Here is a 15,799-nt window from a genome sequence, read left to right as displayed (position 1 = left end):
CGGAATTAGGAAAATCAAATGACCGAACAAAACGGCCAAGAAAACGAATCAAACAAAACCTTAGCACTCAATTTATCCGGTAGACCAGACGTAGCCGGAGCCTTAAAAGCTGGAGTCAGGGTCATTCCGGTTGAAATCGAAGACCAAATGAAGGAAGCTTACCTTGATTATGCGATGAGCGTTATCGTTGGTCGTGCACTTCCTGATGTGCGTGATGGATTAAAACCAGTTCATAGACGTGTTTTACATGCGATGAATGAAAGGGCATGGCGCTCTGACAGACCTTATGTAAAATCAGCAAAGATTGTTGGGGAAGTGATAGGTAACTACCACCCACATGGTGACTCAGCTGTTTACGAAACTATGGTTCGTATGGCACAAACCTTCTCTATGCGAGAAACATTGATTGATGGCCAAGGTAACTTTGGATCTGTCGATGGGGATAATGCAGCGGCTTATCGTTATACGGAAGCGCGCCTCACAAAACTTGCGGAAGAACTTCTAAAAGATATTGAAAAAAATACCGTTAGTTTTTCACCAAACTTTGATGATACGAGACAGCAACCTGATGTTTTACCAGCAAATTTTCCTAACATATTAGTCAATGGTTCGACGGGAATTGCTGTGGGGATGGCAACAAACATTCCTCCGCATAACTTAAAAGAAGCGGTAAATGCTGTGATAGCGATGATCCAAAATCCGGATATCACCCTACCAGAGCTCATGAAAATTTTACCTGGTCCTGATTTTCCTACCGGTGGTATCATTATCGGAGGAGAAGGATTATACCAGGCTTATGCCACTGGTAAAGGTTCGATTCGGATTCGATCCAAAGTGGAGATCATTGAAAATAACAAAGGTCGTGAGATCATTGTTATTCATGAAATTCCTTACCAAGTAAACAAAAAGAACCTTCTTGAAAAAATAGGCGATCTTGTTAATGAAAAACTTATCGAAGGTATTTCAGAAATTTTAGACCTCTCTGACCGAAAAGGAATCAGAGTTGAAATTCATGTCAAAAAAGATGCAAATGCTCAAGTTATTTTAAACCAATTATTTAAATTAACGCAATTGCAGGTGAGTTATGGAATTACCATGCTTGCGATTTTGGACAATCGTCCTAAAATTTTCTCCCTTAAAGAAATATTAAAATCCTACGCAGAACATAGGCGCGAAGTTGTTGTTAGGCGAACTGAGTTTGATTTAGACAAAGCTCAAAAACGAGCTCATATATTAGAAGGATTAAGAATTGCTCTTGAAAACATTGATGAAGTGATTCGAATCATTCGAGCATCGAAAGATGTGAAAGAAGCTCAAAGTTCCTTAATGGCAACGTTTGCATTATCAGAATTACAAGCTGATGCAATTCTAGAGATGCGCTTACAAAGGTTAACCTCTTTAGAAGTTCAAAAAATCATCGATGAATTGGAGCAAGTGCGACTTCTTATTGCTGACCTTGAAGATATTTTAGCAAAACCTGAAAGAGTAAAATCGATTATTTGTGATGAACTTGGTAAAGTTTCTCAATCTTTTGGAAATACTCGTTCTACAGAAATTAGTTTGGAATCTCTTGAATCTTCAACCTTTAACGCAGAAGATTTGATCGCTGATGAAGAAGTGGTTGTACAACTTTCTGAAGACATGTTCATCAAACGACTTCCTATGGATACTTTCCGACGACAAAAACGCGGTGGAAAGGGTGTGCAAGGGATCTCAACAAAGCGAGAAGACTTTGTCAAAAAACTAAGTAGCGCCATGACTCATGATAACTTGATGTTGTTTTCCAATAAAGGAAGGGCATTCCTGATGAAAGTGTATGAGTTGCCAATAGCAACAAAGGAAGCTCGTGGGAAATCACTGAAGGCAGTCATCAATTTGAATGATGATGAAATGATTACCTCATTGTTTACATTTAGAAATTTTGATGAATCCTATTTACTGATGGTGACACGTGAAGGATTTGTGAAAAAAATCCAATTGGATGAATTCACGAATACTAAAAAATCAGGAATCATTGCGATCGGTCTTCGCGAAGGGGATGAACTCATTGATGTGATTGCCAACCCAAACAACTATGATGTTTTTATCGGAAGCAAAAACGGACTTGCGATTCGAATGAATTTAAATGAATTAAGATCCCAAGGTCGTACTGCTTCCGGTGTCACAGCAATGAAGTTAGAGGAAGATGATGAAATTGCCGGGATCACCAAAGTAGAACCTAATACAAATTTGTTTTGTATCTCTGAAAATGGATTCGGAAAACGAACTGATTTCGAAGAATTTTCCACTAAAGGGCGTGGTGGAAAAGGAATGACGTATCTAAAAATTGGTGAAAAAAATGGACGGGCAGTTGGAATTTCTTCAGTAAAAGAAGAGGATGAACTCCTAGTCATCACTCAATCTGGTATGGCGATTCGTGTTGAGGTCAAAACCATTTCGATGGTAGGTAGATCTGCAATGGGTGTTAAAGTTGTAAATACTAAGGACGAAGATTTTGTGAAAGACTTTGCAGTCGTTCGAGAATCTGATTCAGACCAGGCTGATTCTTAATTAGGAAATAACAGTGGTAAAGGTAGGAAATGTAATCATTGAGGGTGATGTAGCTTTGTCGCCAATGGCTGGCATTTCTGATAGCCCTTATCGCCAAATCACAAAAAGATTTGGATCAGCATTTTCTTATACTGAATTTGTTTCCACCGAACAATTGAAACTCGGAAATGCAAAATCATTGGATATGTTTCGATTTGTAGAAATCGAACGTCCTATTGTTTTCCAAATTTTTGGTTCCGATTTAGATACTGTTGTTCAAGCATCAGAAATCGCAGCAGAGAGAAAACCAGACATTATTGATTTGAATATGGGATGTTCTGTCTCAAAAGTTTCTCATAATGGATCAGGGGCTGGACTACTTAAGAACATACGATTAGCAGGAAAGATGATTGAAGGGATAAAAAAGAAAACGAACCTTCCTGTTACTGCAAAAATCCGATTGGGTTGGGATTCTCATTCTTTAAATTATCTGGAAACAGTCAAAGTACTAGAAGACTCTGGGGTGTCTGCGATTTCTGTTCATGGACGGACAAAGGTTATGGCTTATACAGGTTTTGCTGATTGGAATGCAATTGGTGAAATTAAAGCAAAAGCAAATGTTCCTATTTATGGGAATGGTGATGTACAAACATACAAAGAAGCTTTGGAAAAAAAGAAACAATATGGTGTTGATTTGGTTTTGATTGGGAGAAAAGCAATCGGTAACCCATGGGTATTTGGGAATACACCAAAACAAATGGTGCCATGGTTCCAAATCAGATCTTTGATTTTGGAACATTTGGACATGATGTTAGATTTTTATCCGTCTACTGACGATTATGCGTTAATTTTATTTAGAAAACATTTTATTAAATATATAGAAAATTTGGGATTCCCTGAAGATATCAAACGAAACCTTCTTTCTGTTTCTTCAGTGAATGAATTTAAAGAAAAATTAGAATCTGTACAAATGGATTCTAACATTTTGGAAACAAGCGAAATTAATAATGAGAGTATAAACTGTGAAACGTTTGTAAGTCTCGTGTAAGGAAACTGAAATGGCAGATTCAAAACAATCGATATTCTCTGACAGTTATAGTAAATATGGTGGGGCAAAACAGAAAAGGAAAGATGCTCGTGTGAAATTAGATGTTCCTTGTACTGTTGAACTAGTAAAATCAAAAACTGGCCCAGTAACCGGACATCTTTCCGATTTAGGGACGGGTGGTCTAGCGTTTCAAACAACAGCAATTTTTTATGAAGGTGATCATCTTAAAATCCAATTCTCTTTGAACCAAAATCCATTGGAAATTTTTGGAACTGTCCATCGATCTTCGGGAAAGACAACATCTGTGATCTTTAAACCATTAGCAGCAAATGAACATAAGGTAGTCCAAGAATTTATCCACAAACATTACTTTGAACCAAAGGCAAAAAAGTAATCCTTCTCAGATTGACGTTGTGTTTTAGAAATCGATAGAATCAATTCCATACTAGGTAAAAAAAAAGCCTCCTAAATCGGAGGCTTTTTCGAAACAAAGCTAAGTTGTCAGATTACTGAGCAGCAGTTGCTTTTGCTTCAAGTGCTTTTTGTCCACCTGCATATCTGAGGTATCCAACGCACTGACATTCTTCCCAAGTTTCTGGCTCACCAACGTTTGCACAGATTCCTGTTTCGTTGTTAAGAGAGCAGCAGTCATAAACCCCAACTCCTTTGATAATACCTTTTGATTCAGAAACGATCACGGAACCAGTAGATTGACCATCGGATACACCTGAAGCTTGTTCTAAGTATTCACCTAGGATTTTTTTCAAACCATCACCAGCAACTTGTAAACGAGCTGCTTCACGGCATGTTGATTGTTTCATCGCTACTGAATTCGCTTTGATTGCTTTGTCAGATGCACGTGCAGAAAATTTCATGTAAAGATAATCGAACTCTTTTTCTTTTCCTTTGCAGTACTCAGCAGGGCTTTGACCACGTTTTGCAGCCGCCGCGTCTGGGGCACAAGCCCAACCTTCAAAAATCCAACCATTTTTACCTACGGTCGTAGCGTCTCTTCTGCCTCCATCATTGGATCCGCAAGATACAACAAATGCGATTAGAGAGGCACATACGATAAGTGATTTCTTCATAAAGAATCTACTCCTTTTCCGAAGAATTTGATCTGATTCAAAACACTTGTCAATCTTTTATCAAAGAAAACGAAACTAGCTTGTAGGATAAAGATTTACATTTTCCCACAATAGACCGATTCTAATTTTATGTCTCGATTCACATGCTTTCATGTTATTGCAAGTTTGCTTATTTTTTTTGCGTTCTTCCCTAAAAATATTTCTGCGAAAGAAATTTCTATCCTACCTGCTTATATTTCGGGTGATGTACCACCTGTTCTCGGGACCAAACGTGAGGCGAGTTTGGAATTGTCCCGTCTTTCACGACATTACTTAAAAAGAAATTTTTTTACTGAAATTACCGATTCAAAAATTATCGAAAATTATTTAAATGAAACAGAGTGGAACGAAGAGGCAGATTTAAAAGACCAAGATTTTAATGGATATTGTAATGAGTGGGATTCTCATTTTGTTGTGCAGGACCAAATTGATTTTGGAAATCCTATATTAGTCAAAACAATCATATACAATTGTAAAAATTTAAATAAACAAATCATCCAATCAAAATTAATTTCAAACTTTGTGATGGCGTATGAAAAACATAATGAAAAAAGTTTTCGATTTTTACCGCCTCGATTTTATGAGAAAAAAAGTAAAACGCCGGTATATTACGAAATCAATTTATTTCTAGATATCCATTCCGCCTATGCTTATTACAAAAAAGACATTTTAAAAAGTTTAACGTCAATGTATGACCAAGATGGTCTCTATCTAGGCGTAACTTTGTTAAAAAAAGATAAAACACTTTCGATTCCACCTACAAAAGAACATGTGGAAATTAAAAAAATCATGGAAGAAACCAGTTGGCAAGGCTCAAACCAATCTGAGTCAATTCTTGCGGCATTACAAGGTTTAAAAGGAAAGTTTTCGTCAGGGAAAAAGGAATCTAGAAAATTATTTTTATTATTATCATCAAATGTGAAAGATAAGTCTGGCTCCATTATTATGGCACTTAATGATCTTCGACATATGGAAATTGAACCTATCATTTTGATTCCCAATCATTCGGATCTTAGCACCATAAGAGAGTTACAAAGAATAGGGAAGGCAAGTAATTCACGAGTAGTAGGAATCACCGAATACCAAAAAATAGGAACTCAAGATGGGTATGAATATTTATACTTAAACCAATTTAATGTATATTCTTCATTAGAGGAATTACAGTACCCATTCCAATGGAACCAATCGAATATAAAAAAATTTGATGCATCACTTGTGAGAGCAGCTGTTGACGTTGTTACTCCTTACAATTTATACTTAGCGTATGAAAAAATTGCAGAAAAACGAGTGCTTGAAAAAGAAGAAATCAAAACCGATTTAGAATATATTTTAAGAACAGAATCAAATTCAGAACTCATTGAAAAAGAGCGATTCCAAACTGTTTTAGTGGAATCAAAAGGGGAAGCAATTTGGATTCAATTACCATATGATGTGCAAGTAACAAAAGGAAAAGAATATTTAATTCAAACGACATTTGTATTGGATCCATTGTCAACTTGGGGAATCAAAAATGTAGCTGCTGAAACGAATCTTCTGAAAACTAATTATTCCTATCCGAAAACTTTGATGGTAAAACCATCTCAGGCAAAAAAGTTTTTAGATTTGAATAAAATTAGAGAATTTAATGGCTATTTACAAGGTACAGTGAGTGTCATTAAAAAAAGGTAAATCAGCATTTGAGTGGATTACAAAAGGTTCTGACATTGAAAAAATCAAAAATCAATGGTTAGAAGTTTCGAACTCCTCCTTACCAATTTTAATCGTAGGAGAACGCGGAGTTGGAAAATCCTTTTGGATTCAGCGAAGTTTAGACAAAAGAAATATTAGTGAATCAAGTATCGTACAGTTTGATTTTTCTATTAATAATTCGTTTGAGGAGAAATTAGACAAAATTAAATCTCCGAAACCAAACCAAACAATTGTCATTGATTGGATCACAAAAGCCAAAAAAGAAGAAATGATTGCCTTACAGCAGTGGTGGAAATCAGAAAAATACAATGAAAAAACAAAAGTATATCTCTATTGGGAAATCCATTCTGAAGAAATGGAAACTTTAAACCAAAAGAATCTCTATGCAGACTTTTATGATCAACTAAAATCATTTCGTTTTGAAATACCCAATTTAAAAAAAAGAATATCTGAGTTACCTCTATTTGTTCATGAATTTTTAGAAGAAGCAAACCAAACATTGAATAAAAAAATTAATTCGTTAGATGAAGATTTTTATATTTTCCTTAAAAATAAAAATTTTAATAGAAACTATTCTGATCTGAAAGATTTATTTTTTGCGTTAGTTGCCTTTACTTCTGGTAAACAATTGCATTGGAAACAGATTCCAATCCATTTTTTTGAAAATTCTTTATCTGAATTAAACGTCCAACCTGGAATTAGTTTGGAAGATTATGAAAAGGAGATTATAAAGGCTAATTTAATTTATACGAAAGGAAATCGAGAAAAAGCGGCAAAACTATTGGGAATTTCGGAACGTAATTTATATAGAAAACTTCATGAATTTCATTTAGAAGATTTATCTTGAAGCAATGCAAACAAATGCATAATTTTTTGAATGAAATAATTTTTACCTTCTTCATCTCGAAGACCTGATTTGAATTTTATATTCATTTCGATCACTTGGTCATAAAAAAGATCTAATATCTTATCCGTAAAATTTGCGGAGTCTGAAACTAATTGTCGTCTGACAAAGTTCTTTCGTGCTTCTGAAAAACTTCCAGTTTTTAAGAGTTCATCCATAATAGGTATTGGAACTTCACCGTTATGCCTAGAACGTATCACTTTGATTTTACGAATTTCATCTAATTTGTATGTTAACCGAGTTAAAAAATTTAGAATCTCCGAATTTTGATCTCCAAATTTTGTAAACTCTTTGAAAAAATCAACTTTGCGTTTTTGGACCAATGACTCAACCAATACATTCGTATTGAGTTCATTTTGACTAAAAAGTACAGAATTCACATCTTCTAATGTAAATTTGGATCGATGAAGGTATTGTTTTAGTTTTTTAACACTTTTAATGTAAGCACCAACATTTGCTGGTGTTCGATGGATGAATTCATCCATGGCATTTTGTTCAAAGTGTGCTTGTTCTTGCTCGCATACTTCTTTGAATATTTTAGGATAATCATTTGGGTATAAAACTTTTGTTTTGAAAAAACTCAAAGTTCCTTGGAATAACTCAATTAAAATTTTTGGAACATCTTTCCCATCGTAATGAATGAGAGTATAAATTTCATCTGAAACAGATGTGATATTTTTTCGGAATCCAGAAGCAAAATCTTTCCATTCATTAGCAGCTCTTGCATCAAGGATTGGTTTGAAAAGTGCCGTTGCATTTTTGATGATGATCAGTTTTCTTGGGTAAAACATATCAGGTGTAAAAAGCTCTGCAAATAATTTCGCCTGTTCACCAGATTCTGAAACAATCAAAATCACTTCAAAATCACCTAACGTTTTTTGAAGAGTTTCCCTGTAGTGATCGACGATGAGTTCGAATTCATAGGAGTCTTCGCCAGCATAGGCAAAAAATTGAGGGATTTGGGTAGGAGCAGTTTTAAAAAGTTGGAAAAGGGAGTTATATTCCTTTGCTTGCGATTTTTTTGTTTCCATTTTCTTGTTTCTGGTCTAATCTATTGGTAGGACTGGGGCGATAATCATAGTATGGAAATCTCAAGTAATGTGGCAAGAGTTTCAGGGTTAGGAGAACCGTATATGTATGTTTCTCCGACATACAATACACAAGCTGTGGAGCAGGTGGAAGCCATCCAATCACGCTCTTACCAGCCAAAATATCCAAATGCGGAAACCAAAAACCTGGCACAGGAAATCCAATCCACACCGGAAGCAAAAGCTTCTTACAAACCTGGAAATTTAGTTAGTCTCTACGCTTAATACTTTCTTCCCACGAATGAATCCATAATTCGTGGCGAGCCAAAAAACCTCTCAAAGGGAATCCCATTACATTTGTATATGATCCAGTCCAATTTTTAACTGGTCCATTTTTGTCTTGGATTCCGTAGGAACCTGCTTTGTCAAATGGTTGGGCGCGTTCGATATAATCCATGATATCAAAGTCATTCCAATCTCGAAATTGGATCGAAGTTTCTTCGAAGAAAAAATCTGTTCCATTATTGTGATGAATTGCAGCCCCGGAATATACAAAATGATTCTTTCCTGAGAGAATTTTTAAAATTCGAAAGGCATCCTTATCGTCCATTGGTTTGTGTAATATTTGATTCTCATAAACAACAATGGTATCAGCGGCCAAATAAAAATTGTTTGGCTGGAAAATATATCCTAGTTTTGAGTGAACCATTCGTTCTAAATATTGGATAGGAGTTTCCCGATCCAATTGGGTTTCATCTATATGTTCTGGTTGGATCAGAAGATTAAATCCTAAGTCAGATAGGATCTGTTTTCTTCTGGGTGATGCTGACTTTAATACAAACAAATTCTTGCTATTCCTTACGGGTTATTGTTTTCTTTGTACATGATGAGTCCAAGATTTTTTACGATCCTTTTCTGGGCATTGATTGTGGTGCCTGGTTGTAAACGAGGTTACTCTGAAGACATCCAAGATTGTAATCCGATCGCAGACTATTATGAGAAAGGAACCCATTACATTCGCAGAGATTTAGTAAAAGATGACAATACTCTTGATTATAAAAAATTAATGGAAGATACCAAACCACAAGCAAGTGAGTGTTATCCTTCCAACCATGAGGTAAAATGAATTTATTCGATGTAAAAGGTAAAACTGTTTTAATTACCGGTGCAAGCCGAGGGATCGGAAAATCGATGGCTCTTGGTTTTAGAGATGCAGGTGCGATTGTGTATGGTGCTGGATCAAAACCAGAATCCATTCAATGGATGGAAAAGGAAGGTATCCATGGTGTGGTTTTAGATGTTCGAAGTGAAGGAAGCGCTTATGAAATCATTGGGCAAATCAAATCGAAACATGGACGATTGGACACTTTGATCAACAATGCGGGAATCGCTACAAATACACCTGCTTCAGGTTTTAAAGAAGATGAATTACAAAATATTGTGCAAACCAATTATGTAGGTGTTTTTCGAAATTGCCAAGCTTACTATAAACACAACAAAAAAGAAGGTGGAAATATAATAAACGTTGCATCCGTTTTAGGTATGGTTGGAAGCAAATTAGCATCTGTTTATTCTGGAACAAAAGGTGCTGTGATCACTTTGTCGAAAGCACTTGCAATTGAATGGTGTAACAATGGTTATCGAGTCAATGTAATTTGCCCAGGACTTATCGACACAGATATGACTGATATGATCAAAGACAAAGAATTTATTATGAAACAAGTACTGGCAGGAATTCCAATGGGAAGACTTGGGAAACCGGAAGATATCTTAGGTGCTGCCATCTATTTAGCATCCGACTCTTCAGCTTACATGACAGGACAATGTATTGTGCTTGATGGTGGTCTCACTGCCCAGTAGCGGAAATTTTTATGATTATTTACCTCCATCCAGATAATCCTGAAATTCGAAAACTAAAACAAATTTCCGAACAATTGAAGGATGGTGGCATCTTTATATTTCCAACTGACACAGTTTATGCGATTATTGCGGATGCCAATTCCAAATCTGCAGTTGAAAAAATTTACTCAATCAAAAAGTTACCAAAGGATAAACCACTTTCACTTTTATGCAAAGATATTTCGATGGCATCACATTTTATAGAATATTTACCAAATTCCGCCTATCGATTTATGAAACGAGTGACTCCAGGTCCTTTTACATTTGTTCTGAAAGCGAATAAAAATTTACCCAAACCTTCCATTGCCCACCATAAAGACAAACAAATCGGAATTCGTATTCCAAATCATATTTATTTGCAGGAGCTTTTAAATATTCATGATGCTCCACTTACATCCACTTCTGCTTTCAGTAATGATGAATTTATCATAGATATCGATGATTTAGAAACCATCTATGGTCATTTAGTGAATGGGATAGTTGACGGTGGTATCGTGAAAACCGAATTATCTACTATCTTACAAATTACTGATGATTCGATTGTGTTAATACGAGCTGGGAAAGGTTATGAAACGATCCAAAATGAAATCCAAACATTAGAAGGAAGTGATTCCTAATCCAGGGATTTTTTTCAGATGTGATTCAAATTCAAACATTCTTTTTTCTAAATGTTTCGGTAATTGATTGGGAATTTGAAGATTTTTATACTTTTGGATAGGAATGATTGAATAATTTCTAGGATTCACCCAAACAGGTTCTGATTGTACATTGAGTATCTTCTTTAGGTTATTTGGACCGATTTCAAGCGTTAAAGAAAGGATGATGCCACCATCCGTATATTGTCTGTTTTGCGCTGATAAAAAATTACCCAATGAATAGGCGATTAATTTGTCTTCATTAGAGATTGGATCTTGGAAAAAATCTATTCTTTGTACCACATGAGGGTGACCTCCTATGATAATATCAGCACCTGCTTCAAGTCCTAATTTTGACCAATATTCTTGGGATCTGCTTGGTTTTGGCTCATATTCGTTTCCATAGTGATACCACAATATAATAAAATGAGCTCCATTTTCTTTTGCATATGCTACATCAAATTGGATCTGTTCTGCATTTAACAATCTTACTATTCGACCATCTCGAACTGGAATACCATTCGTGGAATATGTATAATTATAGATTGCAATTTTGATTCCATTTGTTTCATGAAAAAAATTTTTTCGAATTTGAAAGTCTTCCATAGATAGATATGTTCCAATTGGGATCATCTCGTTTTCGAAAATTTTTCTAATTGTTGTATCGATACCATAAGGACCTTTGTCTGCAGAATGATTGTTTGCCGTTGATAAAATATCAAATCCCGCATGTTTCAAACCTTGTAAATATCCTACCGGGCTTCCAAACCTAGGGTATCCTGAATATTCACTTGAGATTTCTGTTATGGTAGTTTCCAAATTACCTAACGTTAAATTGGCATTTTGTAAAGAATCTGCAACGTATTCGAAACTTTTAAATGAGTTATATGTTTTAGTTTTGGAATCAAAATAGGCAGAAATTTGTGAAGAATGGCACATAAGATCTCCAACAAACTTAATTCTCACTTGCCTAGTTGGAATAAAATCAGGGAGAGTGTAGCAGGAAAGGAAAGTAAATTTGAATACTAGAACGAACGAAAAGTTTTTTATCATATTTAGCATTGTTTTATATTTCATTCTATCAGGTTGTAAATGGGAGAAAGACTATAAACGCGCTGCTTTCCTTTCGATGCAACCCGATACTGACCTGATACTTGCACCCTATCCATTTAATATTTTTGATCGAGAGGCAAGGGAATCAATCACTCTTTCTCATTATTCAAAAGAAGATATTAAAAATATATTAGAGGAACATGAACTTTCCTGGGATACTCTTAGTAAACAATGGAAATTAGAACTTGAAGAAGAAAATTTTACAAAAGAAGTAAACTATACTTCGCATTATACACAATACTCTTATGATACTGAAATACCTGTTTGGATCTATGGTCCAAAATGGTTTCATAATGGAGTTTATTCAGATGAAATCTTCCAACAACACATACCATCTATTTATAGTAAAATTTTACACTTTGATTTTAAAAACAAACTTCCGATTGGTACTTTCTCTAAAATATTTAAAAACGTCGAAGATATACCAGAGATTATTGTCACTATCGTAGTAGACCAAGGTGGGAGACAACTTTATAAAGCACATAAAGGTTCTTATCCATTTTTAGAGTCGCTATCATCTAATTCTGTATATTTTAAAAAGGGAAAAGTCGCTCATTTAGAATCGCATACAGCAGTTGGTCATATGGCTATTGGAACGGGTGCTTTTCCAAAAGATGCAAAAGTTTTTTCAAATGAAATTTATACTTATACTGATGGAAAGGTAAACCATAGACCTGTTTACCAAGGAAAAAACCAAACATTTGATCTAAGTGAACTGAATTCATCAAGTTTAGCAGATGAATGGGATTTATTCCAAAACAACGAACCAATTATCATTAGTCAGTGTTATGCGAATAGAGCAGCCGTAGGGATGGCAGGTCATGGAAAAGAATATAAACAAAGCCAAAACATCACGAATTCAATGCAACCAGATAGTGATTATGTTTATTGGCAGGATGTCAAAAATTTAAATTGGTCAACATATCCTAATGCATTTGAAAAACCTATTGCAACCGGAAAATACAGCTTATATTCTTATTACCAAGCGAATAAATCAAAAATTAAAACACATTTTGAAGCGAATCATCCAATCGAGTTTTTATCGAAAATTCATCATTTCCAAGGTTCCGAATTCCAAGTGAAAATGGATGGATCATTATTTAGAGATACCATTGAAGAAACAATACTCAAACGAAATAAACACTTAGATGGCAAAACTGACTTAGCTTATTTAACTTTGAAAGCAACCGATGCAGTTGGACACTTGTACGGTTGGGAAACAAAAGAAGCTGAACAAGTATTATTAGCAACGGATAATGAAATAGAGACAATATTTGAATTTCTAAAATCAAATTATGGAGATAATTTTATCCTTCTTGTGACGGCAGATCATGGCGCTGCACCAATGCCGGAAATCTCAAATGGTTTATTTTTAACTCATGAAACTTTTTTTACAAAAGTGAATGAATTACTTCCTGAATCAGAAAGAAAAAAATCATCTCTCGTTAAATGGGTGGCGCATTCTCAATTATCACTTAACCGAGAATTAATGAAGGAACACAGCGTTAGTGAAGAAGAGATTATTCAAAAAATTCTATCAATTGAAGTGAACAATCGAAAGTTTTTTAGAAAAATTTGGAGAAGAGAAGAAATACCGAACGTATCATTCTAAGATACATTCGGTTCATTTACTTATTTTTTTTTAAGGGGAGTTTCGTCTTTTTTGAAATCTTTCAGTTTCAAAAATACTTTGATTTCCTCAAAATCAATTCGATCTAAACTAACTGTCACGGGATCTCCAATGAAAAATATTTTGGAATACTTTTTGGAGTAAAAAGAAAAATCGTTTTTGATCATCACTTCAAATTCATCGGTAAATTCGGATTTGTCGAGAACACCCTCTAAGTTCGAAATATCAAGTTCTACGAAAATTAGAGAAGGCCGGATTCCTACGATAAACCCTTTAAATTCTTTAATGCCTGTGGATTCCAAATAACGGAATGATTTTATTTTAACAATATCTCTTTCGGCATCGGCAGCTCTTCTTTCTTCTTCCGAGCAGTGGAGTCCCATCACAGCAATTTCATTCTCTGAGTACTCTTTTTCCGATTCTAACAAAGTTGCTTGTAACACTCTGTGAACAATTAAATCCGGATAACGTCTGATTGGAGATGTGAAATGGCAATAGTCTTTAAAACCTAGTCCCCAATGACCAAGAGGGTCTGCTCCGTAATAAGCCTGCATAAAACTACGTAGCAATAGATAATTGAATATTTTACCAACGGAATTGTCTTGGATTTCCTTAACGGCCTTCATGATCTCTGGGTAACTTGTATCATGGATTTGAACATTGTAACCATTAAGTTGTAGAAAGTGATTTAGAGTTTCTAATTTTTCTTCATCCATGGGTTCATGGATTCGATGGAGAGTTGGAATCTTTTTCTTTCGAAGGAATTCATCAACTTTAAGATTGGCCGATAACATCAATTCTTCAATGAGTATATGACTTGTAAGTCTTTCACGATTTTCGATACCAATTGGTTCTTTACGTTCATTCCAAGTAATCGTTGTTTCACGTAAATTTAAATCGATACGACCAGTTTTCATCCTATGTTTACGAAGTGCATCTGTGAAAAGAGAAATTTGGTACATCCAATTATTCGGATCTTGAGCCTTTATTTCTTCTTCCGCCATTTCATAGGTATAACGTTTTTTTACTTTGATGATAGATTTGTAAAATTTTGCGTTATAAATTTCACCAGTTTTACTTGCTTCCATCTCTACTGTGAACGCTAATCGATTTGTATTTGCAACAAGACTGCAAAGGTTTTCTGAGAGTATTGGCGGTAACATAGGAACAACTCGGTTTGCTAAGTAAACTGAAGTTGCTCTTTCATAGGCTTCTTTATCAAGTGCCGAACCTTTTTCTACGTAATAAGATACATCTGCAATATGGATCCAAACTCGGAGTCGATTCCCTTCGTCTACAAAACTGATGGCATCATCAAAATCTTTTGCCGTAATTCCATCAATCGTAACTGCATAAAGATCGCGTAGGTCAGTTCTACTATTCCAATCAGAAACTGTTTTTTCAGAAACTTCTTCTGGAAAATCCAATGGTATGAAATCTGGGTGCACTGGATCATAATTATATTTCATCAGGATCCGTTGTAAGTCGCCATCTTCTTTTGTATCTGATTCAAATCGGATGAAACTCACATCATATAAATTGTCTTGAGGTTCAGCACCTTCTTTCAATTTTACAATGAGTACATCATCAATATTGATTGCATCATAACTATCTTTTAATATTGATTTTACGTGAAGGACTCCTTCTTTCCCTTCACCTAACATATCTAAAAAATTTCCAAATACAAATTTGTTAGTTTTTTCTTTGACTCGCATACGGTAAAGGATACGACCTCGTTTGAGCACTTTTGTCACTTCAGCTTCTAAACGGTCTTTTTTACCGATACCCAAAGGTATCACTTCTACTTTGTCTCCTGTAATAGCAGTATTCGTCAGAGGCCCGGGAACAAAGATTTCATTTTTAGAAGGCAAAGAAATAAATCCATCACCTCGCCTTGAAATCGAAATCCTTCCGGATAGACGAAAAGGACTAGCAACGGTTAGGTATTTTTTGTTTGGAATTAGCAAACCTTCAATTTCGAGTAAGTTACAAAGTTGATCGATTAAAAATTCGATTTCCTTTCTTGGTACTTTTTCTTTGCGTTTAAAGGATTTTACTTTTTTAGATTTTGGGTCGGGTCGTTTGAACTCACTCGATTCAGTGAATTTTTTTTTGATCTCTTGTCTTGTGATATCTTTACCAGATTTTTGGTCTAGATATTCGATAATTTTTCTTTGTATTTTATAGGTATCCATAA

General features: G+C 35.1%; 15 protein-coding genes. 10 read left to right on the top strand and 5 right to left on the bottom strand.

Features of this window, described 5'->3' with window-relative positions:
• The first annotated feature begins 18 nt into the window (after nt 1-18).
• The 3 genes from gyrA to EHQ43_RS02925 are packed head-to-tail and all read left to right on the top strand — an operon-like array spanning nt 19 to nt 3,971.
• Nucleotides 19-2,550, top strand: coding sequence for a DNA gyrase subunit A (gene gyrA, locus EHQ43_RS02935; RefSeq protein ID WP_135740204.1), 2,532 nt, complete (start codon nt 19-21; stop codon nt 2,548-2,550).
• Nucleotides 2,551-2,563: 13 nt separating this feature from the next.
• Nucleotides 2,564-3,577: a tRNA dihydrouridine synthase gene (locus EHQ43_RS02930; RefSeq protein WP_135740205.1), complete on the top strand. Its 1,014-nt coding sequence runs from the start codon at nt 2,564-2,566 to the stop codon at nt 3,575-3,577.
• Nucleotides 3,578-3,587: 10 nt separating this feature from the next.
• The gene (locus EHQ43_RS02925; protein WP_135770107.1) at nt 3,588-3,971 is read left to right on the top strand and encodes a PilZ domain-containing protein; all 384 of its coding nucleotides are present in this window, start codon (nt 3,588-3,590) and stop codon (nt 3,969-3,971) included.
• A gap of 112 nt (nt 3,972-4,083) precedes the next feature.
• Here EHQ43_RS02925 and EHQ43_RS02920 read toward each other — a convergent pair whose 3' ends face one another.
• Nucleotides 4,084-4,665, bottom strand: a complete 582-nt coding sequence (locus tag EHQ43_RS02920; protein ID WP_100716127.1) for a lipoprotein LipL21 — start codon at nt 4,663-4,665, stop codon at nt 4,084-4,086.
• Nucleotides 4,666-4,794: 129 nt separating this feature from the next.
• On the opposite strand from EHQ43_RS02920, the gene EHQ43_RS02915 reads away from it, so the two are divergent.
• Nucleotides 4,795-6,372 carry an LIC10012 family protein gene (locus EHQ43_RS02915; RefSeq protein WP_135770106.1) on the top strand — a complete coding sequence of 526 codons (1,578 nt, stop codon included), beginning with the start codon at nt 4,795-4,797 and terminating at the stop codon, nt 6,370-6,372.
• On the top strand, nt 6,353-7,240 hold the full coding sequence (locus EHQ43_RS02910; RefSeq protein WP_135770105.1) for a helix-turn-helix domain-containing protein: 888 nt from the start codon (nt 6,353-6,355) through the stop codon (nt 7,238-7,240). The genes EHQ43_RS02915 and EHQ43_RS02910 overlap by 20 nt, the downstream gene beginning before the upstream one ends.
• On the opposite strand, the gene holA is transcribed toward EHQ43_RS02910, so the two are convergent.
• Nucleotides 7,219-8,328 carry a DNA polymerase III subunit delta gene (gene holA, locus EHQ43_RS02905; RefSeq protein ID WP_135770104.1) on the bottom strand — a complete coding sequence of 370 codons (1,110 nt, stop codon included), beginning with the start codon at nt 8,326-8,328 and terminating at the stop codon, nt 7,219-7,221. The two genes, EHQ43_RS02910 and holA, sit on opposite strands and share 22 nt — an antisense overlap.
• 51 nt (nt 8,329-8,379) lie before the next feature.
• Between holA and EHQ43_RS02900 the strand changes: the two genes are divergently transcribed.
• On the top strand, nt 8,380-8,610 hold the full coding sequence (locus tag EHQ43_RS02900) for a hypothetical protein (protein ID WP_135770103.1): 231 nt from the start codon (nt 8,380-8,382) through the stop codon (nt 8,608-8,610).
• Here EHQ43_RS02900 and EHQ43_RS02895 read toward each other — a convergent pair.
• Entirely contained in the window at nt 8,594-9,169 is a 576-nt protein-coding gene (locus EHQ43_RS02895) for a Maf family protein (RefSeq protein WP_135770102.1), read from the bottom strand. The genes EHQ43_RS02900 and EHQ43_RS02895 overlap by 17 nt on opposite strands.
• Before the next feature lie 39 nt (nt 9,170-9,208).
• Between EHQ43_RS02895 and EHQ43_RS02890 the strand changes: the two genes are divergently transcribed.
• The 3 genes from EHQ43_RS02890 to EHQ43_RS02880 are packed head-to-tail and all read left to right on the top strand — an operon-like array spanning nt 9,209 to nt 10,841.
• Nucleotides 9,209-9,451, top strand: coding sequence for a hypothetical protein (locus EHQ43_RS02890; RefSeq protein WP_167481745.1), 243 nt, complete (start codon nt 9,209-9,211; stop codon nt 9,449-9,451).
• Complete coding sequence (locus tag EHQ43_RS02885) at nt 9,448-10,185, top strand: SDR family NAD(P)-dependent oxidoreductase (protein ID WP_135770100.1); 738 nt, start codon at nt 9,448-9,450, stop codon at nt 10,183-10,185. The genes EHQ43_RS02890 and EHQ43_RS02885 overlap by 4 nt, the downstream gene beginning before the upstream one ends.
• A gap of 11 nt (nt 10,186-10,196) precedes the next feature.
• Nucleotides 10,197-10,841 carry an L-threonylcarbamoyladenylate synthase gene (locus tag EHQ43_RS02880; RefSeq protein ID WP_135770099.1) on the top strand — a complete coding sequence of 215 codons (645 nt, stop codon included), beginning with the start codon at nt 10,197-10,199 and terminating at the stop codon, nt 10,839-10,841.
• On the opposite strand, the gene EHQ43_RS02875 is transcribed toward EHQ43_RS02880, so the two are convergent.
• Entirely contained in the window at nt 10,821-11,912 is a 1,092-nt protein-coding gene (locus tag EHQ43_RS02875; RefSeq protein ID WP_167481744.1) for a CapA family protein, read from the bottom strand. The two genes, EHQ43_RS02880 and EHQ43_RS02875, sit on opposite strands and share 21 nt — an antisense overlap.
• Here EHQ43_RS02875 and EHQ43_RS02870 point away from each other — a divergent pair.
• Nucleotides 11,878-13,584, top strand: coding sequence for an alkaline phosphatase family protein (locus tag EHQ43_RS02870; RefSeq protein ID WP_135770097.1), 1,707 nt, complete (start codon nt 11,878-11,880; stop codon nt 13,582-13,584). The genes EHQ43_RS02875 and EHQ43_RS02870 overlap by 35 nt on opposite strands.
• A 20-nt stretch (nt 13,585-13,604) precedes the next feature.
• Here the strand turns inward: EHQ43_RS02870 and EHQ43_RS02865 are convergent, their stop codons facing one another.
• A complete protein-coding gene (locus EHQ43_RS02865) occupies nt 13,605-15,797 on the bottom strand; it encodes a ribonuclease R family protein (RefSeq protein WP_135770096.1) in 2,193 nt (730 codons plus the stop codon).
• Nucleotides 15,798-15,799 lie beyond the last annotated feature (2 nt).

Origin of the sequence: Leptospira bouyouniensis, from assembly GCF_004769525.1 — a bacterium.
In the GTDB taxonomy this organism is placed as follows: Bacteria; Spirochaetota; Leptospiria; order Leptospirales; family Leptospiraceae; genus Leptospira_A; species Leptospira_A bouyouniensis.
The sequence above is the reverse complement of the archived record's forward strand: the minus strand, read 5'-3'. Positions and strand labels throughout refer to the sequence as shown.